The 19,404-nt window shown below is 72.1% G+C and carries 20 protein-coding genes; 15 read left to right on the forward strand and 5 right to left on the reverse strand.

Going from position 1 to position 19,404, the window contains the following annotated elements; translation table 11 throughout:
• Positions 1-27 precede the first annotated feature (27 nt).
• Entirely contained in the window at positions 28-966 is a 939-nt protein-coding gene (locus tag FM076_RS19265) for a DUF389 domain-containing protein (RefSeq protein ID WP_173872254.1), read from the reverse strand.
• A gap of 65 nt (positions 967-1,031) precedes the next feature.
• Positions 1,032-1,739: a hypothetical protein gene (locus FM076_RS32980; protein ID WP_180217810.1), complete on the reverse strand. Its 708-nt coding sequence runs from the start codon at positions 1,737-1,739 to the stop codon at positions 1,032-1,034.
• A gap of 127 nt (positions 1,740-1,866) precedes the next feature.
• Here FM076_RS32980 and hemL point away from each other — a divergent pair, with 127 nt between their 5' ends.
• The 7 genes from hemL (at position 1,867) to FM076_RS19305 (ending at position 9,011) form a co-directional block, all read left to right on the forward strand.
• On the forward strand, positions 1,867-3,204 hold the full coding sequence (gene hemL / locus FM076_RS19275; protein WP_173872255.1) for a glutamate-1-semialdehyde 2,1-aminomutase: 1,338 nt from the start codon (positions 1,867-1,869) through the stop codon (positions 3,202-3,204).
• 89 nt (positions 3,205-3,293) lie between these two features.
• A complete protein-coding gene (locus FM076_RS19280; protein WP_243275005.1) occupies positions 3,294-3,950 on the forward strand; it encodes a histidine phosphatase family protein in 657 nt (218 codons plus the stop codon).
• Positions 3,951-4,140: 190 nt separating this feature from the next.
• Positions 4,141-4,743 carry a TlpA family protein disulfide reductase gene (locus FM076_RS19285; RefSeq protein WP_173872257.1) on the forward strand — a complete coding sequence of 201 codons (603 nt, stop codon included), beginning with the start codon at positions 4,141-4,143 and terminating at the stop codon, positions 4,741-4,743.
• Positions 4,744-4,750: 7 nt separating this feature from the next.
• Positions 4,751-5,521 (forward strand): cytochrome c biogenesis CcdA family protein, encoded by a 771-nt coding sequence (locus FM076_RS19290; RefSeq protein ID WP_173872258.1) that lies wholly within the window; start codon positions 4,751-4,753, stop codon positions 5,519-5,521.
• 3 nt (positions 5,522-5,524) lie between these two features.
• Positions 5,525-7,273, forward strand: a complete 1,749-nt coding sequence (gene resB, locus FM076_RS19295; RefSeq protein ID WP_173872259.1) for a cytochrome c biogenesis protein ResB — start codon at positions 5,525-5,527, stop codon at positions 7,271-7,273.
• Positions 7,270-8,391 (forward strand): c-type cytochrome biogenesis protein CcsB, encoded by a 1,122-nt coding sequence (gene ccsB, locus FM076_RS19300; RefSeq protein ID WP_173872260.1) that lies wholly within the window; start codon positions 7,270-7,272, stop codon positions 8,389-8,391. Before resB ends, ccsB begins: the two co-directional genes overlap by 4 nt.
• A gap of 41 nt (positions 8,392-8,432) precedes the next feature.
• Complete coding sequence (locus FM076_RS19305) at positions 8,433-9,011, forward strand: SRPBCC domain-containing protein (RefSeq protein ID WP_173872261.1); 579 nt, start codon at positions 8,433-8,435, stop codon at positions 9,009-9,011.
• A gap of 121 nt (positions 9,012-9,132) precedes the next feature.
• Here the strand turns inward: FM076_RS19305 and FM076_RS19310 are convergent, their stop codons facing one another.
• Positions 9,133-9,447, reverse strand: coding sequence for a PLDc N-terminal domain-containing protein (locus FM076_RS19310; RefSeq protein WP_173872262.1), 315 nt, complete (start codon positions 9,445-9,447; stop codon positions 9,133-9,135).
• 143 nt (positions 9,448-9,590) lie between these two features.
• Between FM076_RS19310 and FM076_RS19315 the strand changes: the two genes are divergently transcribed.
• Both FM076_RS19315 and mqnP read left to right on the forward strand, forming a co-directional pair.
• A complete protein-coding gene (locus tag FM076_RS19315) occupies positions 9,591-11,042 on the forward strand; it encodes a menaquinone biosynthesis decarboxylase (RefSeq protein WP_173872263.1) in 1,452 nt (483 codons plus the stop codon).
• Positions 11,039-11,959 (forward strand): menaquinone biosynthesis prenyltransferase MqnP, encoded by a 921-nt coding sequence (mqnP, locus tag FM076_RS19320; RefSeq protein WP_173872264.1) that lies wholly within the window; start codon positions 11,039-11,041, stop codon positions 11,957-11,959. Before FM076_RS19315 ends, mqnP begins: the two co-directional genes overlap by 4 nt.
• 43 nt (positions 11,960-12,002) lie before the next feature.
• On the opposite strand, the gene FM076_RS19325 is transcribed toward mqnP, so the two are convergent.
• Both FM076_RS19325 and FM076_RS19330 read right to left on the reverse strand, forming a co-directional pair.
• The gene (locus FM076_RS19325) at positions 12,003-12,605 is read right to left on the reverse strand and encodes a rhomboid family intramembrane serine protease (protein WP_173872265.1); all 603 of its coding nucleotides are present in this window, start codon (positions 12,603-12,605) and stop codon (positions 12,003-12,005) included.
• A 144-nt stretch (positions 12,606-12,749) separates the two neighbouring features.
• The gene (locus FM076_RS19330) at positions 12,750-13,895 is read right to left on the reverse strand and encodes a hypothetical protein (protein WP_173872266.1); all 1,146 of its coding nucleotides are present in this window, start codon (positions 13,893-13,895) and stop codon (positions 12,750-12,752) included.
• A 101-nt stretch (positions 13,896-13,996) separates the two neighbouring features.
• Between FM076_RS19330 and FM076_RS19335 the strand changes: the two genes are divergently transcribed.
• From FM076_RS19335 to FM076_RS19360, 6 genes are all read left to right on the forward strand, one after another.
• On the forward strand, positions 13,997-14,671 hold the full coding sequence (locus FM076_RS19335; RefSeq protein WP_173872267.1) for a UbiX family flavin prenyltransferase: 675 nt from the start codon (positions 13,997-13,999) through the stop codon (positions 14,669-14,671).
• A 39-nt stretch (positions 14,672-14,710) separates the two neighbouring features.
• Positions 14,711-15,163: an Lrp/AsnC family transcriptional regulator gene (locus FM076_RS19340; protein ID WP_173872268.1), complete on the forward strand. Its 453-nt coding sequence runs from the start codon at positions 14,711-14,713 to the stop codon at positions 15,161-15,163.
• A gap of 81 nt (positions 15,164-15,244) precedes the next feature.
• A complete protein-coding gene (locus tag FM076_RS19345; protein WP_428814927.1) occupies positions 15,245-16,255 on the forward strand; it encodes a hypothetical protein in 1,011 nt (336 codons plus the stop codon).
• Between the two features lie 65 nt (positions 16,256-16,320).
• Positions 16,321-17,055 carry a UdgX family uracil-DNA binding protein gene (locus tag FM076_RS19350; RefSeq protein ID WP_173872269.1) on the forward strand — a complete coding sequence of 245 codons (735 nt, stop codon included), beginning with the start codon at positions 16,321-16,323 and terminating at the stop codon, positions 17,053-17,055.
• Positions 17,056-17,180: 125 nt separating this feature from the next.
• Positions 17,181-17,516 carry a DUF4229 domain-containing protein gene (locus tag FM076_RS19355; RefSeq protein ID WP_173872270.1) on the forward strand — a complete coding sequence of 112 codons (336 nt, stop codon included), beginning with the start codon at positions 17,181-17,183 and terminating at the stop codon, positions 17,514-17,516.
• Positions 17,517-17,911: 395 nt separating this feature from the next.
• Complete coding sequence (locus FM076_RS19360; protein ID WP_173872271.1) at positions 17,912-19,261, forward strand: cation:dicarboxylate symporter family transporter; 1,350 nt, start codon at positions 17,912-17,914, stop codon at positions 19,259-19,261.
• The last annotated feature ends 143 nt before the right edge of the window (positions 19,262-19,404 follow it).

Genomic DNA, 19,404 nt, shown 5'->3' on the forward strand with positions numbered 1-19,404 from the left:
AGAGCCGTCGCCGGGGGCGGGGCGCCCTCAGGCCGTCGTCGCCCGGCGGCGCTGGCAGGACCAGAACAGCTTCTGGCCCAGAAGGGTGAGCGTCCCCGCCAGCACGATGCCCGCGAGGTTCACCAGGAGCTGGAGGAACGAGCCGCCCGTCTCGCCCAGGTTCCCGTAGCTGAGCGCGACCGCCGCGTTGGCCGCGGCCGGCACCGTCGTCACCGAGATGGCGACGCCCACCAGCGCACCGGACTTGGCGGAGGTCAGCGAGACGATCCCGGCCACGCCCGCCAGCAGCGCGACCACGAACGACATCGGGTCGGGCTTCCAGATGAAGTCGGTCATCGGGTGCGGCTTGACGAAGTCCGCGTGCGTGAACAGCCCCAGCGTGTCCATCAGGACGGCGAAGCCCCCGGTGAGCAGCATCGCCAGCGGGAAGCCCACCAGCACGGCCGTCAGGGACCGCCACAGCAGCCGGGGCGCCCGTCGCACGATGCCCGTGCACACCCCGGCGAGCGGGCCGAACTCGGGCCCGACGACCATCGCCCCGACGATCAGGATGGCGCTGTCCGTCTGCACGCCGCAGGCCGCCAGCATCGTGGCGACGGTCAGGAACGTCAGATACGTCAGCGTCAGCCGCGACTCCTCGTGGGTGGCCTCGGTCAGCGACTCCCACAGCACGGCGTCCACGCCCTCGCCCGGCGCCTCGGCCTCGGCGGTCTCGGCGCGGGCCGACAGCGACAGGTCGATGTTCTCCACCGCGATGGACCCGTGCTCGGCCAGGCCCAGCTTCCGTAGCCCGGCCAGCAGTTCGTCCCCCGCCTCGCGGGCGACGTCGCACGTCACGACGTCGCCGGCCGGGTCGCGGGCGGCACCGTCCAGCACCACGAGATGGGTCGCGCCGACCGTCTCCTCCAGCAGGGCGGTGACCTGGGCGGTGCGGTCGGCGGGTGTGATGATCCGCAGGTGCAGCATGGCGCGACAGCGTAGCCGCCGCGGCGGCCGGCGGAGAGGCTACGGCCGCCCGGCCGCCGGCCGGGTCACGGCCACACCAGGCAGTACGCCTGGTGGCCCGCCTCGTGCAGGCGGTCGGAGAAGTCCTGCCAGCGGTGCAGGAGTTGGTAGACGTTGAAGGCGTCCTGGGGCCCGGCGCGGTCGGGGACCGTGGACCAGATGAAGGCCGCGGCGCCCACCGTCTCGTCCCCGACGCCGCGCAGCGGGTCGACGACGGTCATCGGGAGCTTCACCACGGCGTAGTCCGGGTGCAGGACGACGAGTTCGAGCGGCGGGACCCGGTGCAGAGGTATCCCCTCGATCCCCGTCAGCACCATCGCCGCCATCGTCTCGGGCTTGATCTTGGTGAACATGCCCTGGCCCAGCTCGTCCCCGCCCAGCTCCTCCGGGCGCATCGAGATCGGGACGCGCGCGGCCGTGGCGCCGTCCGGCGCCCCGAAGTACTTGTAGGTCACCCCCACTCGGCCGCCACCCCTGCCGCTCCTGGTCCTCGCCCTGCTCCCGATGCCCGCGAGGCCACCGCCCTCGACGAGGCCGCCGCCCCGCACGATGCCGCTGCCGCTCGTGGTCCCGCTGTCCGCCGTCGTACCGCCCGGCCCCGTACCGCTGTGGGTGCTGCCCGCCGCGGTGCCGTCCCCGGGTCCGGCCGCGGTGCGCCTGTGGCGCCCCTGCGCACGCTCCGGGCCAGTCTCCGAGGGGCCGGGCCCCTCCCCCAGTCCGCCACCGCGATGCATGTCACCACCCGACTGCTCATCCGAGCCGCACTGCCGTCCCGGTGCGGCCCGATCATCGTGTCAGAGACCTCCCCGCCCCACGGAGCGTGAAACGCCCCCGAGGCCCCGCACACGGGCCTCTGACACCATGGCTTTCGTGACTTACTCGTACAGCGCACCAGTATCGCAGTCGCTCTTCGACCGCGCCGCCGCCGTGACGCCGGGCGGCGTGAACTCACCGGTCCGTGCCTTCGGCGCGGTGGGCGGAACGCCCCGTTTCATGGTGTCCGGTTCCGGCCCCTACCTCACGGACGCGGACGGCAGGGAGTACGTCGACCTCGTCTGCTCCTGGGGGCCCATGGTCCTCGGTCACGGGCATCCCGAGGTGACGGCGGCCGTGCGGCAGGCCGTCGAGCGCGGCACGTCCTTCGGCACCCCTGTGGAGGACGAGGTGGCGCTCGCCGAGGAGATCGTGGCCCGCATCGACCCCGTTGAGCAGGTACGACTCGTCTCCTCCGGTACCGAGGCGACCATGTCGGCGATCCGGCTGGCGCGGGGATTCACCGGCCGCGCCAAGGTGATCAAGTTCGCCGGCTGCTACCACGGGCACGTCGACGCGCTGCTCGCGTCGGCCGGATCCGGTGTCGCCACGTTCGGCCTGCCGGACACCCCGGGGGTCACCGGGGCGCAGGCGGGCGACACGATCGTGCTGCCGTATAACGATCTGGACGCGGTCCGCGAGGCGTTCGCCGCGCACCCCCGCCAGATCGCCTGCGTGATCACCGAGGCGTCCCCGGGCAACATGGGCATCGTCCCGCCCCGCGACGGCTTCAACCAGGCGCTGAAGGACCTGTGCCGGGCCGACGGCGCGCTCTACATCTCCGACGAGGTGATGACGGGCTTCCGCGCGGGCCCGCGCGGCTGGTACGGCATCGACGGGGTGGCCCCCGATCTGATGACCTTCGGCAAGGTGATGGGCGGCGGCTTCCCGACGGCGGCGTTCGGCGGCCGCAAGGACGTCATGGACCACCTCGCCCCGGCCGGCCCCGTCTACCAGGCGGGCACCCTGTCGGGGAACCCGGTTGCCACCGCGGCCGGCCTCGCCCAGCTGCGGGTGCTGGCCCGCGACGACTTCGCCGCGCACGCCGTGGTGGACGCCGCCGCCCGCCAGGTGCGCGAGCTGGTCACCGAGGCGCTGACCAAGGCGGGTGTGGCGCACACCGTGCAGACGGCGGGCACCATGTTCTCCGTCTTCTTCGGCGACTTCGGCTCCGCCGGGGTCCCCGACTACGAGACCGCCAAGCGGCAGGAGTCCTTCCGCTTCACCGCGTTCTTCCACTCGATGCTCTCCCAGGGCGTCTACCTGCCGCCCTCCGGCTACGAGGTCTGGTTCGTCTCCGCCGCGCACGACGAGCGCGCCGTCGAGCGCATCGCCGACGCGCTCCCCGCCGCGGCCCGCGCCGCGGCCGAGGCGGTGCCGGCATGAGCGAGGAGACGCGGACCGGGCGCGACGACAAGGCCGGGGACAAGAGTGGGGACAAGGGCGACGGGAAGACGGTCACCGTCGTCCATGTGATGCGGCACGGCGAGGTCGACAACCCCGAGGGCATCCTCTACGGGCGGCTGCCCGGCTACCACCTCTCCGACCTCGGCCGGCGCATGGCCGACCGCGTCGCGGAGTACCTGGAGGACAGGGACATCACCCAGGTGATCGCCTCCCCCTTGGAACGGGCCCAGGAGACCGCCGCGCCCATCGCCAAGACGCACGGCCTCGACATCGCCACCGACGCCCGGCTGATCGAGGCCGGGAACGTCTTCCAGGGCAAGACCTTCGGCGTCGGAGACGGCGCGCTGCGCCACCCCGACAACTGGCGCCACCTGCGCAACCCCTTCCGGCCCTCCTGGGGCGAGCCGTACATCGAGCAGGTCGTACGGATGCGCGGGGCGATCGAATCCGCCAAGGACGCCGCCCGCGGGCACGAGGCCGTGTGCGTCAGCCACCAGCTGCCCATCTGGATCCTGCGCAGCTTCGTCGAGCACCGCAGGCTCTGGCACGACCCGCGCCGCCGCCAGTGCACGCTGGCCTCGCTGACGAGCTTCACCTTCCTCGGCGACCGCATCGTCTCCGTCGGCTACAGCGAGCCGGCGCGTGACCTGGTGCCCGCGCACCTTCGGGCGGGAGCGAAGCGGCGGCGCGGCGCGGGCGCCCAGCAGCGGGGCGCCGGCGCCTGAGGACTTCCCCGCCGGTGGGGCGGCACGGCGTCGCCGGTGGGCGGTGCGGCGTTCCGCGCGAGGCGGTGTCCGCGCGGCACGAGGCGGTGTCCGCGCGGCGCGGCACGGCGTTCCACGCGGCGTGGGGCCGGGTGTTCCCTCGAAAGGGGGGTGTGGAAGATCCGCAAGGGGCGCATGCGAAACTTTTCACATGAGCCAGACCCGCGCCTCCCGCCGCCGCGCCACCCTGCTGGCCGCCGGCGTCACCGCCTCAGCCCTGCTGCTGTCGGCCTGCGGCGGCGAGAAGACCGGCTCGTCGTCCGGCGACACCAAGTTCGTCAAGGGCACGGGCGAGATCACCAAGGTGGCCGAGGGCAGGCGTTCCCGGGTGCCGGACCTGGCGGGCACCTCGGTGGACGGGAAGAAGCTGAAGCTCTCGGACTACAAGGGCAAGGTCGTCGTCCTGAACGTGTGGGGCTCGTGGTGCAGCCCCTGCCGCGCGGAGGCGCCCAACCTCGCCAAGGTCGCCCGGGACACCGAGGACAAGGGCGTCCAGTTCGTCGGGATCAACACCCGTGACCTGGACAAGGCCAACGCCCGGGCGTTCGAGCGGAACTACGAGATCGACTACCCGAGCTTCTACGATCCCAGTGGCAAGCTCATCCTCGAGTTCCCCAAGAACACCCTCTCGCCGCAGGCGATCCCCTCCACCCTGATCCTCGACAAGCACGGCAGGGTCGCGGTGCGGGCGCTCAAGGAGCTGAGCGAGAAGGAGCTGCGCTCGGCGCTCGACCCCCTGATCGGCGCGAAGTGACCGCCCCATGACCTTTCTCGCCGCCCCGGGCATGAACGACACCGTCCTCAACGGTGCTCTGCTGCTCGCCCTGCCCATCGCCCTCCTCGGCGGACTGGTCTCCTTCTTCTCGCCGTGCGTGCTGCCGCTGGTGCCCGGCTACCTCTCCTACGTCACCGGGGTCAGCGGCACCGATCTGGCCGACGCACGGCGCGGGCGGATGTTCCTGGGCGCGGGGCTGTTCGTGCTCGGGTTCACCGCCGTCTTCGTCTCAGGGGGCGCCCTCTTCGGCGGCTTCGGCGCCACCCTCCAGGAGCACCGTGCCGTCATCTCCAAGGTGCTGGGCGGGCTGACGATCCTGCTGGGGCTCGCCTTCATGGGCGCCCTCGGGCCGCTGGCCCGGTTCACCCAGCGGGAGCTGCGCATCCACAAGCGGCCCGCGATAGGGCTGGCGGGCGCGCCGATGCTCGGGGTGCTCTTCGGGATCGGCTGGACACCCTGCATCGGGCCCACGCTCGCCGCGGTCCTCACACTCTCCTCGGACCAGGGGAGTGCGGGCCGCGGCGCACTGCTGACGGTGGCCTACTGTCTGGGGCTGGGTGTCCCGTTCGTCCTCGCCGCCCTCGCCTTCCGCCGTGCGCTCGGCGCCTTCGGCTGGGTGAAGCGGCACTACGCGTGGGTCATGCGGATCGGTGGCGGCATGCTCGTCGCCGTCGGTGTCCTGCTCGTCACAGGCATCTGGGACCGGATCGTCTACGAGATCACGGTCTGGTCGTCCGACTTCACGGTGGGGATCTGATCCATGAGCACGACCCGTACCGGCAAGGACGGCGCCGCCGGCGAGGCCGGTGCCGCCGAGGAGGCCGCGGCCGCCGGCAGCGAGGCGGCGGCCGGGGAGGAGGCCGCCGGGGAGCGCGCGGCCACCGCCCAGCTCTCCACGGCCCCCAGCGAGGAGAAGCTGAACCTCCCCTCGCTCGGCCCGCTGGGGTGGGTCCGCTGGTTCTGGCGGCAGCTGACCTCGATGCGGGTGGCGCTGATCCTGCTCTTCCTGCTGTCCCTGGGCGCCATTCCCGGCTCGGTCATTCCGCAGACCCCGGTGGACGCGCTGAAGGTCGAGCAGTTCCGCGAGAAGCACACCACCCTGGCGCCGCTCTACGACAAGCTCCAGCTGTTCGACGTCTACACGTCGGTGTGGTTCTCGGCGATCTACATCCTGCTGTTCGTCTCGCTGATCGGCTGCATCATCCCGCGCACCTGGCAGTTCGTCGGCCAGTTGCGCGCCCGCCCGCCGCGTGCCCCGCGCCGGCTGGACCGGATGCCCGTCCATACGACCTGGCGCACCGGGGCCGAGCCGCAGAAGGTGCTGGACGCCGCACGGACGCTGCTGGGCCGCCGCGGGTTCCGTACGCACCTGGAGGGCGACGCCGTCGCCTCGGAGAAGGGCTATCTGCGCGAGGCGGGCAACCTCGCCTTCCACATCGCGCTGATCGTCCTGCTGCTGGCCTTCGCCTCCGGTCAGCTGTTCAAGTCGGAGGGCCGCAAGCTGATCGTGCAGGGCGACGGGTTCTCCAACGTGCTGACCCAGTACGACGACTTCCAGTCCGGTTCGCTCTTCACCGCCGACATGCTCGACCCGTTCACCTTCCGGCTGAAGGACTTCCACGCCACCTACGAGGAGAGCGGCCCCAACAAGGGCACGGCGCGGGACTACCGGGCGGACATCGCCTACACCAAGGGCAGCGGCGGCAAGGAGACCGACACCACCATCAAGGTGAACCATCCGCTGAAGGTCGGCTCGTCCAAGGTCTACCTGATCGCCAACGGCTACGCGCCCGTGGTCAGCGTCAAGGACGGCAAGGAGAACGTCGCCTACCGCGGACCGGTGCCCTTCCTCCAGCAGGACAACAACCAGACCTCCAGCGGCGTCGTGAAGGTCACCGACTACCTCGACGCCAGGGGACGCAAGGACCAGCTCGGCTTCCAGGGCTTCTTCGTGCCCGACTTCCAGCCGGGCAGCGGCACCATGTTCTCCCAGTCGCCCATGCTGAAGAACCCGGCGCTGTTCCTGACCGCCTACCACGGCAACCTCGGCGTCGACGGCGGGCCCGCGCAGAACGTGTACCAGCTCGACACCGACAACATGACGAAGTTCACCAAGAAGGACGGCTCGCCCTTCGCGAAGAAGCTCACCCCGGGCGACACGATGACGCTGCCGAAGGGCGCGGGCTCCCTGACGTTCGAGGGCGTCAAGAAGTGGGCGAACTTCCAGGTCTCCCACCAGGTCGGCAACGGCTGGGCCCTCGGCGGCGCGCTCACGGCCATCGCGGGGCTCGCCGGCTCCCTGTTCATCCAGCGCCGCCGGGTGTGGGTACGGGCCACCCGGGGCGACGACGGGCGCACCGTCGTCGAGATGGCCGGCCTCGGGCGCAGCGAGTCCGCGCGCCTGCCCGACGAACTCGCCTCCCTCGCCACCGACATGCAGGACGCGGCACCCGCCGCCCCTGCGGACACCGTCGATCCTGCTGACGCCACCGAAGGAGCAGGCAAGTGAACCTCCTCGCAGCCGAACCCAACGAGCAGCTCGCCCAGATCAGCAACTATCTGATCTATTCGGCGATGGCCGTCTACGTGCTGGCCTTTGTCGCCTACTGCGCCGAGTGGACCTTCGGTTCGCGCAGCAAGGTGGCCCGCACGGCGGCGGCACTCACCGGCAAGTCCGGTGAGACGGCCGTCCCCGCGCAGGGCGCCGAGATCTCCGTGCGGGTGAAGTCCTCCCAGGGCGGCACCGCCGTGCTGGACAAGCCGGCGACGGCCACGCCCAAGATCGTCACCCGTTCGGGTACCGGCAAGCGCGGTGACCTGCCCGACGGGCCCGGTGCCGCCGCCGGGGACGAACAGGGCGACATGTACGGGCGCATCGCCGTCTCGCTGACGGTGCTGTCCTTCCTGCTGCACTTCGGCGGGGTGCTGACCCGCTCCCTGTCGGTGCGGCGCGCCCCCTGGGGCAACATGTACGAGTTCTCGACCGCCTTCTCGATGGTGGCCGTCGCCGCCTTCCTCGGCTTCCTGCTGGCGCGGAAGAACGTCCGCTGGATCGGGCTCCCGCTGGTCACCGCGGTGCTGCTGGACCTGGGCCTGGCCGTCACCGTGCTCTACACCGACAGCGACCAGCTGGTGCCCGCGCTGCACTCCTACTGGCTGTGGATCCACGTCTCGCTGGCCATCATCTGCGGCGCGCTGCTCTACCTCGGCTTCGTCGGCTCCGTGCTCTACCTGTTCCGCGACGCCTACGAGACGCACCTGCTGGCCGGCCGCAAGCCCGGCCGGGTGCGCACCTCGATCATGGAGCGGCTGCCCTCGGCCGGCTCGCTGGACAAGTTCGCCTACCGGATCAACGCGACCGTCTTCCCCTTCTGGACCTTCACCATCGTGGCGGGCGCCATCTGGGCCGGCGACGCCTGGGGCCGCTACTGGGGCTGGGACCCGAAGGAGGTCTGGTCCTTCATCACCTGGGTCGCCTACGCTTGCTACCTGCACGCACGCGCCACCGCGGGCTGGAAGGGCCGCAAGGCCGCGTACCTGGCGATCCTCGCCTTCGCCTGCTATCTGTTCAACTACTACGGCGTCAACATCTTCTTCAACGGCAAGCACTCCTACGCGGGAATCTGAGGGCCCGCTCCCCGAGGGGCGGGACGAAGGTGGACGACCCCATGAGCACCGAGATCCCGTACGGTTCGGCGCGCAGCAGCGCCGACGGTGCGGCACACACGATCGGCTTCGAGCTGTCGTACCCGCACCCGCTGGAGAGCGTCTGGGCCGCGGTCGCCACCCCCGCCGGACTGCGCGGCTGGCTGGCCGAGGCCGACCCCTTCGAGCCCGGCCCCGGCGGAGCGGTGACGCTGCGCCGGCTGGACGGGCAGCGGGGGGTGGCCGCGGCTGAGGGGCGGATCACCGCCTGGTCGCGGCGGCGACTGGCCGAGTACACGGTCGACACGCGGGGCTCCTTCGGCTTCACCCTGCGGGGCTCGGCCGACGACGCGCACACCCGGGTCCGCTTCCGCAACGACTTCACCGGCGACCCGGCGCAGGTGCTCGACGCCCTCGCGAGCTGGCACCAGCACTTCGAGCTGCTTGCCGAGGAGCTGTGCGGCCGTCCCGCGGACTGGCCGGCCTGGACCCCCGAGCGGTTCCGCGCCCTGCGCACGGAGTACCAGGCCCTCTTCGCCGCGACCGCGACAACGCCCGGCGGCGACGGCAGCGGCAGCGGCAGCACGGGATCGGCGGCCTAGGTCCCCTCGGAGCGGGTCCAGGCCCCTCGGAGCGGGTCCAGGCCCCTCGGAGCGGGTCCAGGCCCCTCGGGGCGGAGTCTGGCCGGGGCGGGGGTCTGGCCGGAGGCCGACGGGGTCCGGCTCAGTCCTCCCTCTCCGGCCTCTCCTCGGGCTTGGTCCTGTCGTCCAGGGACTTGAGGAAGTCCGGGTTGTCGTCCGGGGCGACCCAGCGGCGCTCCTGGGGGCGCACCGCGCCGTAGGGCGCGTTGCGGCGGGGCCGGCCGACGACGAACCAGGCGATGGGCCCCAGCAGTACCTGCCCGAACAGCAGGATGATGATGACCCACAGCACCTTGGGCAGCTTCCGCACCTCGTTCTCGGGCGTGTTCAGGCAGTCGATGAACGCGTAGATCCACAGGGCGAGGACGAGGAGGAAGGGCAGGAGCCTGAGGAACACGCGGAACGCCCCCTGGGTGCGAGATGCCGCCGGACGGATGCGGTGCGGGTACCCGCCTCGCGGGTGCGCACAGGGCCAGGGTAATGGGCCGGGCACAGGCCCCGGCGCTCAGGGCGCGGGCCCCAGGGAGGATACTGAGGCGTATGGCATACGACGATCTCCGCTCGCTCCTGCGGGCGCTGGAGCGTGACCGCGACCTCGTGCGGGTCAAGGCCGAGGTCGACCCGTATCTGGAGGTCGGGGAGCTCGTCGACCGGGTGAACAAGGCGGGCGGCCCCGCGCTCCTGTTCGAGAACGTCAAGGGCTCGGACCTGCCGCTCGCCATGAACGTCTACGGCACCGACCGCCGGCTGCTGAAGGCACTGGGCCTCTCCTCCTACGACGAGATCAGCCAGAAGATCGGCGGCCTGCTCAAGCCCGAGCTGCCGCAGGGCTTCGTCGGCTTCCGGGAGGCGTTCGGCAAGCTGGGCGCCATGGCGCACGTGCCGCCGAAGAAGGTCAAGGAGGCGCCCGTCCAGCAGGTCGTCCAGCAGGGCGACGAGGTGGACCTGGAGCGGCTGCCGGCGCTGTTCACCTGGCCGGGCGACGGCGGCTCCTTCTTCAATCTGGGCCTCACCCACACCAAGGACCCCGAGACCGGTGTGCGGAACCTGGGCCTCTACCGGCTCCAGCGGCACGACCGCCGCACCATCGGCATGCACTGGCAGATCCACAAGGACAGCCGCAACCACTACCAGGTCGCGGCCCGGCGCGGCGAGAAGCTTCCGGTCGCCATCGCCTTCGGCTGCCCGCCCGCCGTCACCTACGCTTCCACGGCACCGCTGCCCGGCGACATCGACGAGTACCTGCTGGCCGGCTTCCTCCAGGGCAAGCGGGTGGAGATGGTGGACTGCAAGACGGTCCCGCTCCAGGTGCCGGCCAACGCCGAGGTGGTCCTGGAGGGCTGGCTGGAGCCCGGCGAGACGCTGCCGGAGGGCCCGTTCGGCGACCACACCGGCTTCTACACCCCGCAGGAGCCCTTCCCCGCGCTGCGCATCGACTGCGTGACGGCGCGGCGGCGTCCGCTGCTCCAGTCGATCGTGGTCGGCCGTCCGCCGACCGAGGACGGGCCGCTGGGCCGGGCCACCGAGCGGTTCTTCCTGCCGCTGCTCAAGATCGTCGTGCCGGACATCGTGGACTACCACCTGCCCGAGTCGGGCGGCTTCCACAACTGCGCGATCGTCGCCATCGACAAGAAGTACCCCAAGCACGCGCAGAAGGTCATGCACGCCATCTGGGGCGCGCACATGATGTCGCTGACGAAGCTCATCGTCGTCGTGGACAAGGACTGCGACGTGCGGAACATGCACGAGGTGTCCTGGCGGGCGCTGGGCAATGTGGACTACGCACGCGACCTGACGGTGGTCGAAGGCCCCGTCGACCATCTCGACCACGCCTCCTACCAGCAGTTCTGGGGCGGCAAGGCGGGGATCGACGCCACGCGCAAGCTGCCCGAGGAGGGGTACACGCGCGACGGCGGCTGGCCTCGGATGATCGAGTCGGATCCCCGGGTGGCCGAGTTGGTGGAGCGCCGCTGGAAGGAGTACGGGCTGTGAGCAGCACGGCCGAAGGGGTGCTGGGGCCCGGCCCCGGTGCCGATGTCGGGCGGGTGCGGGCCTTTCTGCGGCTCGTGGTCATCGAGCACTCGGTCTTCGCGCTGCCGTTCGCCTACATCGCGGCGCTCACCGCGATGTTCCGGGAGAGCCGCAGCGTCCACTGGTGGCAGCTGTTCCTGGTGACGGTCGCCATGGTGGGGATGCGGACGTTCGCGATGGCGGCGAACCGCATCATCGACCGGGAGATCGACGCCCGCAACCCGCGCACCGCCGGGCGTGAGCTGGTCACCGGCGCGGTGTCCGTCCGCACCGCCTGGACGGGGGCCGCGGTCGCCCTCGTGGTCTTCCTGGGCGCGGCGGCCCTGCTCAACCCGCTGTGTCTGGCGCTGGCACCGGTCGCCGTCGTCCCGATGGTGGTCTATCCGTACGGGAAGCGCTTCACCGACTTCCCGCACGCCCTTCTCGGCCTCGCCCAGGCCATCGGCCCCACCGGCGCGTGGCTGGCCGTCACCGGCGCCTGGTCCTGGCACGCGGTGGTGCTGGGGCTGGCCGTGGGCATCTGGATCGGCGGCTTCGACCTGATCTACGCCTGCCAGGACGTGGCGGCCGACCGCGCGGGCGGCGTGCGGTCGGTGCCGGCCCGCTTCGGCACCGCCAACGCCATCCGGGCCACCCGCGTCGCCCACCTGGTCACGGTGGCCCTGCTGGCCGTCTTCGGCGTCCTGACCCACGCGGGTCTCTTCTACTGGCTGGGCATCGCCATCGTGGCCGTGGCCTTCGTCTACGAGCACACCATCGTCCGCCCCCACGACCTCTCCCGGCTCAACCGGGCCTTTTTCCAGGTCAACAGCTTCATCGGGGTCGCCCTGTTCGTGTGCGCCCTGCTGGACCTGGCGGTGCGCGGCCTCGGGGTCTGACCCCCTCCCGCCCCGCCGCCGGAGCCCCGCCCGGCCCGGCCGCTCAGTGCCAGGCGGGCCTGCCCTCGCCGAGGGGGTGGCGCTCGGCGGTGAGGCGGGCGGCGAGGATGCCGCCTATCAGGCCGAAGAGGTGGCCCTGCCAGGAGATGCCGGAGTCGGTGGGCAGGACGCCCCACAGGAGGGAGCCGTAGAAGACGGCGACGACGGTGCCGAGGGCGACATCGGTGATGCGGCGGTCCACGAAGCCGCGGGCCACCAGATAGCCGAAGAGGCCGAAGATGAGGCCCGACGCGCCCGCCGTGTTGCTGCCGGCCGGTGCGATCAGCCATACCCCGAGGCCGCTGACCACGATGATCGTCGCGGCGACGGCCAGGAATCTGGCCACCCCGCGCAGGGCCGCCAGGAAGCCGAGGATCAGCAGCGGCAGTGTGTTGGCGATCAAGTGGCCGAAGCCGAAGTGCATGAAGGAGCTGGGGATCACATCCACCAGCTCGCCGAGGCGGCGGGGCTCGATGCCGAAGCCGTCCAGCGCGTTGCCCGAGGCCTGGTCGACGGCCTCCAGCACCCACAGCAGGGCCACCCAGCCCACGATCAGCTTTCCGGCCGCCATCGCCCGCGCGCCCGATGCGCCCGCGCCGTTCGCCATGCTCGCCTCCTCGGGAGGAGCAGTCCCCCTCGTCACCGGGACGCAGGTCCCGTCACCCCCTACAACGGCACCCGGGCCCTTCCCGGTTCCCCGGCCGGGCCGGGCCGGTCTTGGCGGGAGGGCGCCGGCTCACCAGGATGGCCCTCACAGGCCGCCCGTGCCCAGGGCGCCGTAGACCACAGCGGCCAGCAGGTCCTGCGGTTTCAGCTCGCGCACCCCGTCCGGGGCGCGGACGGAGACCGCGTCGCCGCCGCCGAAGACCATCCGCAGCGGCAGATGCGCCTTCTCGGCCTTCCCGCCGCTCAGGAACTGCGCCAGATCCAGCGTGAGGCCCGTCAGCTGGCCGCGCCGGATCTGCAGGTCCGCGCTGACCTTCCGGTCCGGGACCTTGTCCGGGTCCAGCCGGGCGCCCAGTGCCTCCAGGGCACGGGAGAGGTCGGGTGCGGCCCGGCGTGCGGGCATCGAGACCGTGACGTGTTCGGCGCCGCCGTACTCGCCCGCCTTCGTGAACTCCGCGTGCCTGCCGAGCGTCTTCTCCAGGCCCTCCAGGAACTCCCGCTCCGACTCCCCGTTGAGCGCCCGGCCCGCCGCCGTCGCCCGGCCGAGCCGCTTGCTGGTCGCGTCGCTCTGCTCGGACACCGCCGCGCCGTGCCGCCCGAACTCGCCCCGCTTCTCCTCCTTGGCGATCTGCTGCGCGGCGCGCGCGAAGTCGTCGAACGACTCGGGGTCGATCTCCACCCACTTGCCCTTGAGGGCGTCCTTGGCCGAGCCCAGCGTGGTGGGCAGGTCCTTCGCCAGAGAGACGATTCTGCGGGCCCTGCGCCGGTCCGTCGTCGAGCCGTCCGTCTGCGCGACGAGGGAGCGCAGGTTGACGCGGGCGTAGAGCCGCTCCTCCACCGACTTGACGTTCAGCACGTCCCGGCCGCCGAAGTTGAGGCCCGCCGCGAAGCGCAGCCGCTCGGAGCGGCTCAGCTCCTTGAGGGGGGTCTCCTCGCGGTCGGAGCCGACGGCGAGGGTGAGTTCGCCGCGTGCCAGCAGCTTGGCGGCGTGGCGGGTGGCGCGGGTGTCGCCGGCGCCCGCCGCCCTCAGGAACCTCTCGGCGTCGCCCGTGCTGCCGTCCACGGACATCAGCACGGAGGCGGTCGGCTGCTCGCCGAGCTTCTCGAACGCGTGCTTCACCTTGAGGCCCGTGGTCAGCTTCTCCGTCGCGGAGCAGCCGGTGAGGGCGACGGCGAGGACGGCCGCGCCCGCCACGGAGGCGAGTTGGGCTCGGGGTCGGGTGACACGCATACCCCGAGGGTACGTGGGCCGGCGGGCCGCCGTCCCTCCCCGTGCCGTTTCCCGGCACACCGTACGGCGGGAGGGCCCCGGCCGCGTCGTAGGGTCGAGGCGTGAACGGTTACGGACGCCTCCCATGGGTCGTGGGGGTCTCAGGAGCGTCGGGGACGCCCTACGCGGCGTCGGTCATCCGCGCCCTGCTGGCCGCCGGTGAGGACATCGACCTCATCGTGAGCCGCGCCTCGCGGCTCACCCTCCTCGACGAGACCGGCCACCCCTTCCGGGACGCCCACGCGGAGGCGGATCTGCGCCGCTGGCTGGCCCGCGGCGCGGACGGCAGCCCCGACGCGTTCGACGTGGACCCGGCCCGGGTGCGGCACTGGTCCCCGGGGGACCTGGCCGCGGGACCGTCCTCCGGCTCCTACCCGGTCAAGGGCATGCTGATCGTCCCCGCCAGCACCGCGTGCGTCGCCGGGGTCGCGCTGGGGCTCTCCAAGGACCTGCTCCAGCGTGCCGCGAGTGTGACGCTGAAGGAGCGCCGTCCGCTCGTCGTCGCCGTGCGGGAGACACCGCTGAACGGGCAGACCCTGCGCCACCTCGTCACGCTGGACGAGGCGGGCGCGGTCGTCCTTCCCGCTTCGCCCGCCTTCTACGCCGGTGCCCGGCACATCCAGGACCTGGTGGATTTCGTGGCCGGGCGGGCGCTGGACGCCGCCGGGGTGCCGCACGGGCTGTACCGGCGGTGGGAGGGGGAGCTTGGGCGGGGCGCTGTCGGTCCCATGCCTTAGATTCGTTCCCGGACTTCGACAAGGGAGGCGGCGGCATCCATGGACGCGGTGGACAGGCAGCTCATCCAGGCGCTGCGGGAGAACGGAAGAGCCTCCTACGCCGAACTGGGGCGGCTGGTGGGGCTGTCGGGCCCCAGCGTCACCGACCGGATCAACCGGCTGGAGGCCGCCGGGGTGATCACGGGGTACCGCGCCACGGTGGACGCGCCCTCCCTCGGGCTGGGGGTGACGGCGCTCATCGGCATCCAGCTCTCCGACGCCACCGACCACGAGGAGGTGGCCACCCGGCTGCGGGACCTGCACGAGATCGAGGACTGCTGGTTCATCGCCGGTGACGACTCGTACATGCTCAAGGTGCGGGCCGGCGATGTGGACGGGCTGGAGCGCACCATCCGCCGCCTGTCGGGCACCAAGGGCGTCTCCCGTACGCGGACGACGATCGTGCTGTCCACCAAGTGGGAGAACAGGGTCGGGGAGCTGCCCGAGGAGTAGGCGCCGGGCGGGGCTGGCGTAGTCTCGACGCGAGCGCGCGGAAGTGAGCGGAACGGACGAATGGGACAGGTGGCGCGAGGCATGGAGAACGTCGAGAAGAAGGTGCGCTCCGGCGAGCGGCTGAGCCGCGAGGACGGCCTGACCCTCTACGCGTCCGACGACCTGGCCCGGCTGGGCGGACTCGCGCACGAGGTGCGGACGCTCAAGAACGGCGAGGCCGCCCACTTCGCCGTCCGCCGGCGGGTGGAGATCCCGGACGCCTCCGCCCTCGACGAGGCGGTCGGGCGGGCCACGCGCGGCGCCGCGGCCGGCGCCACCGAGCTGCACCTGCGCTTCGGCGCCGGGCTGCCCTGGGAAGAGTGCGTCCGGGCGCTGCGCACGCTGCGGGCCGCGCTCCCCGAGGCGGTCGCCCTGCACGCGTTCACCGCGGCCGGTGTCCGCCGCCTCGCCGCCCTGGCCGGCACGGATGAGAGCGAGATCCTGGACGAGCTGGCCGCCGCCGGTCCGGCCTCGCTCCTGGCCGAGGACGCCGAGGAGTCCGGGGACGGGGATGGGCCGGGCGCCGGATGGGAGGACTGGGCGCGGGTGCACCGGCTCGCGCACCGCAAGGGCCTCACCACCTCCTGCACCCTGCCCTACGGGCACACCGAGGACGTCGCCGACCGGGTGGACCACCTGCTGCGGCTGCGGCAACTCCAGGACGAGACCGGCGGGTTCCGCATCCTCCTCCCGCTGCGCCGGCCCGGCGCCCGGGGAGCCACCGGCGCCGAGGTCCTCGCCACCTTCGCGGTCGCGCGCCTGCTGCTCGACAACGTGCCGCACCTGGCCGTCGACTGGGCGCTGCACGGAGCCCAGACGGCGCAGCTTGCGCTCCAGCACGGGGCCGACGAGATGGCCGGCCAGGTGGTGGAGGACGGCCAGGAGCCGGACGGCGAGCGGGACGAGGCCGCGCTGACCCGCGAGGACCTGGTGGACCTCATCAGGGACGCGGGCCTGCGCCCCGTGGAGCGCGACGCCCGCTACGGTGCGCTGCGCACCTACGAGGGCCCGGACCCGGAGCGGCGCGAGTCCCCGCAGCCCATGCGGGTGTAAGGCCCCCGGGTGGAGGCCCCGCCGCGCCGGTGAGAGCCCCCCTCGGCGGGGGTACCGCGAGCCGTATGGCAGCGAAGAGGGCACCGAGCGGTAAGAGGACCACGGCCGGCGGGAGCGCGGGCGACGGAGGCGCGGGCGGGCCGGAGGACGCCTACGACGCGACCCCCTTCCTCCCCGGCGGGCACGGGCGCGGCGACGCGGGACTGCGGGCGCTGTGCGAGGCGGCGGCCGGCTGCCGCGGCTGCCCGCTGCACCGGGAGGCGACGCAGACCGTCTTCGGCAGCGGCGACGCGGACGCGCGGGTCTTTCTCGTCGGGGAGCAGCCCGGCGACCAGGAGGACCGGCGCGGCGAACCCTTCGTCGGACCGGCGGGCCGGACGCTGGACCGGGCGCTGGGGGAGGCGGGCATCGACCCGGCGCAGACGTATGTGACCAACGCCGTCAAGCACTTCAAGTGGGCGCACGAGGAAGGGCGCGGCAAGCGGCGCATCCACAAGCCGCCGACCCTGCGCGAGATGACGGCCTGCGGCCCGTGGCTGGCGGCCGAGCTGGCGCTGACGCGGCCCGAGGTCCTGGTGGTGCTCGGGGCCACGGCCGGCAAGGCGCTCTTCGGCTCCTCGTTCCGCGTCACCAAGGAGCGCGGCACCTGCACCGAGCGTGACGTCCACGGGCGTACCGAGCGGGTCGTGCCCACCATCCACCCCTCGGCGGTCCTGCGGGCCGGGGACGAGAGGAGCCGGGACGAGGCGTACGCGGGTCTCGTGGCCGATCTGCGGGTGGCGGCGCGGATGCTGGACTGAGCGCGGGGGCGGCAGGGTCCGGACGGGTGCCGGGGGCGGTCGGGCGGGGGCGGCGTCGGCCGCCGTGCGGGCTGTGCTTGACTGGTGAGGACCCGCGAAACGCCCAAAAGCATGGAGAAGACACCGTGAGCAGCAGCACGTCGCACGCGACGCTCCGCTACACCACCATGCGGCTTGGCATCTTCGTCGGCTGCCTCGTCGTCGTCGGGCTGCTGGCGCGGTTCGGCGTCATCCCGTCGGGCATCGGCAAGTCGAACCCGATCTGGGTGGTGCTCCTCGCGCTCGTTCTCTCGGCCCCCCTCAGCTTCGTGCTGCTGCGCAAGCAGCGCGACGCCATGTCCGAGCAGCTCGTGCACGGCGTGGGCCGGGCCAAGGAGCGGCTGGCCGCCAACCAGGCGCAGGAGGACGAGGTGCAGCCGCGGAGCACCAGCGGCAGTGAGCCGAAGCCCGGTTCGGCCTGAGCGCCTCCGCCCGGGACGTGTAACCCTCGTCACACCTCTCGTAGCGCCCCAGTGGGAATGTGCTTTTCCCGCTGGGGCGTTGAGCTTTTCCGTAAGTGTCCCCCAAAGGAAAGCTTTGGGTAAGCCAAAGACGGAGTGTTAGCGTGACGGCCATGACGAACGCAGCCACCACTTCCGACGCGCACGCGGGCCGATCCGGTCGTCCCGGCCTGGCGCTCGTGGCCAGGCTGCACGTCGACCTGTGCCGCTGCATGTCGGCGACCTGTCGCTGACAGCGCGGCCGGACTACCCTCCGGCGCGACCGACCGCACCGTCCTGCGATCCCTGCTCGCGACGACACCCTCTGCCCGCAGTTCCCCGCAGTCCGCTTCCTTCGACGCCTCCGGAGTAGGTCCGTGTCCTCGTCCTCGTCCGAAACAGCCACGCCCGCGCGGGGCTTCCGCATACCCAAGATCCCGTTCTGGGCGCAGATCCTGCTCGGCCTCGTCCTCGGTGTGGTCCTCGGCTGGGCCGCCCGCAACTGGGACGTCGCCTGGCTGGGCACCACGCTCACCAAGATCGGCGAGATCTTCGTCCAGCTGCTGAAGCTGGCCGTCGCGCCGCTGGTCTTCTTCGCGATCACCATCTCGATCACCAATCTGCGCAACGTGCACAACGCGGCGCGGCTCGCCACCCGCACCCTGCTGTGGTTCATGGCGACCTCGCTGATCGCCGTGGCGCTCGGCCTGGTCATCGGCCTGCTCACCGACCCCGGTTCGGGCACCGGCCTGTCGGCCAAGGACGCCGCCAAGCCGGACACCCAGGGCTCCTGGCTGGACTTCCTCACCGGGATCATCCCGAAGGACATCATCACGCCGTTCACCGAGTTGCAGGTGCTCCAGATCGTCTTCATGGCGGTCGTCGTCGGCATCGCCGCGCTCAAGCTGGGCGAGAAGGCCGAGCCCATCCTCAAGCTGGGCGAGTCCGTCCTGGCGCTGCTCCAGAAGGCGCTGTGGTGGATCATCCGGCTGGCCCCGATCGGCACCATCGGCCTGATCGGCACCGCCATCAAGGACTACGGCTGGAACCTGATCGGCAGCTACGCGACCTTCACCGCCGACATCTACGTCGGCTGCGCGCTGGTCCTCTTCGGCGTCTACCCGCTGCTGCTGGCCACCGTCGCCAAGGTCAACCCGCTCCAGTTCTTCAAGGGTGCCTGGCCCGCGATCCAGCTGGCGTTCGTCTCCCGCTCGTCGGTGGGCACCATGCCGCTGACCCAGAAGGTCACCGAGCGGCTCGGGGTGCCCAAGGAGTACGCGTCCTTCGCGGTGCCGTTCGGCTCGACGACCAAGATGGACGGCTGCGCCTCCATCTACCCGGCGATCGCGGCCATCTTCGTGGGTGAGTTCTTCCACGTGGACATGGGCATCAAGGAGTACCTGCTGATCGTCTTCGTGTCGGTCATCGGCTCCGCGGCCACGGCCGGCCTGACCGGCGCGACGGTGATGCTCACCCTCACCCTCTCGACCCTGGGCCTGCCCCTGGAGGGCGTCGGCCTGCTGCTGGCCATCGACCCGATCCTCGACATGATGCGGACGGCGACGAACGTGGCGGGGCAGGTCGTCATCCCGGTGCTGGTCTCGGCCAAGGAGAAGATCCTGGATCGCGAGGCGTTCGCCCACGCCCGCAGCTTCAGCATCGAGGAGGCGGACGCGGAGGCCCCCGCCGGCCCCCGGGCCACCCGCGAACCGGCCACCGCCGGCTGACCGGAGCAGCACCCCCGCACCCCGCGCGCCCCCGGCCCCACGGCCGGGGGCGCGTACGCTTGCGGAGGGCCGGAGGGGGAGCGGGTCGGCCGGGGGAGACGGGCGGGGGTTCCGGCGATCCCCGGCGCACAGGGGGCACGGGG

This window comes from Streptomyces albus subsp. chlorinus (assembly GCF_013302895.1).
Lineage (GTDB): Bacteria > Actinomycetota > Actinomycetes > Streptomycetales > Streptomycetaceae > Streptomyces > Streptomyces chlorinus.

Coding starts and splice junctions, on each gene's coding strand:
- FM076_RS19265 (WP_173872254.1), bottom strand. CDS start 966: ATGCTGCACCTGCGGATCATCACACCCGCCGACCGCACCGCCCAGGTC.
- FM076_RS32980 (WP_180217810.1), bottom strand. CDS start 1,739: ATGCATCGCGGTGGCGGACTGGGGGAGGGGCCCGGCCCCTCGGAGACT.
- hemL (WP_173872255.1), top strand. CDS start 1,867: ATGGCTTTCGTGACTTACTCGTACAGCGCACCAGTATCGCAGTCGCTC.
- FM076_RS19280 (WP_243275005.1), top strand. CDS start 3,294: ATGCGGCACGGCGAGGTCGACAACCCCGAGGGCATCCTCTACGGGCGG.
- FM076_RS19285 (WP_173872257.1), top strand. CDS start 4,141: ATGAGCCAGACCCGCGCCTCCCGCCGCCGCGCCACCCTGCTGGCCGCC.
- FM076_RS19290 (WP_173872258.1), top strand. CDS start 4,751: ATGACCTTTCTCGCCGCCCCGGGCATGAACGACACCGTCCTCAACGGT.
- resB (WP_173872259.1), top strand. CDS start 5,525: ATGAGCACGACCCGTACCGGCAAGGACGGCGCCGCCGGCGAGGCCGGT.
- FM076_RS19305 (WP_173872261.1), top strand. CDS start 8,433: ATGAGCACCGAGATCCCGTACGGTTCGGCGCGCAGCAGCGCCGACGGT.
- FM076_RS19315 (WP_173872263.1), top strand. CDS start 9,591: ATGGCATACGACGATCTCCGCTCGCTCCTGCGGGCGCTGGAGCGTGAC.
- FM076_RS19325 (WP_173872265.1), bottom strand. CDS start 12,605: ATGGCGAACGGCGCGGGCGCATCGGGCGCGCGGGCGATGGCGGCCGGA.
- FM076_RS19330 (WP_173872266.1), bottom strand. CDS start 13,895: ATGCGTGTCACCCGACCCCGAGCCCAACTCGCCTCCGTGGCGGGCGCG.
- FM076_RS19340 (WP_173872268.1), top strand. CDS start 14,711: ATGGACGCGGTGGACAGGCAGCTCATCCAGGCGCTGCGGGAGAACGGA.
- FM076_RS19345 (WP_428814927.1), top strand. CDS start 15,245: ATGGAGAACGTCGAGAAGAAGGTGCGCTCCGGCGAGCGGCTGAGCCGC.
- FM076_RS19350 (WP_173872269.1), top strand. CDS start 16,321: ATGGCAGCGAAGAGGGCACCGAGCGGTAAGAGGACCACGGCCGGCGGG.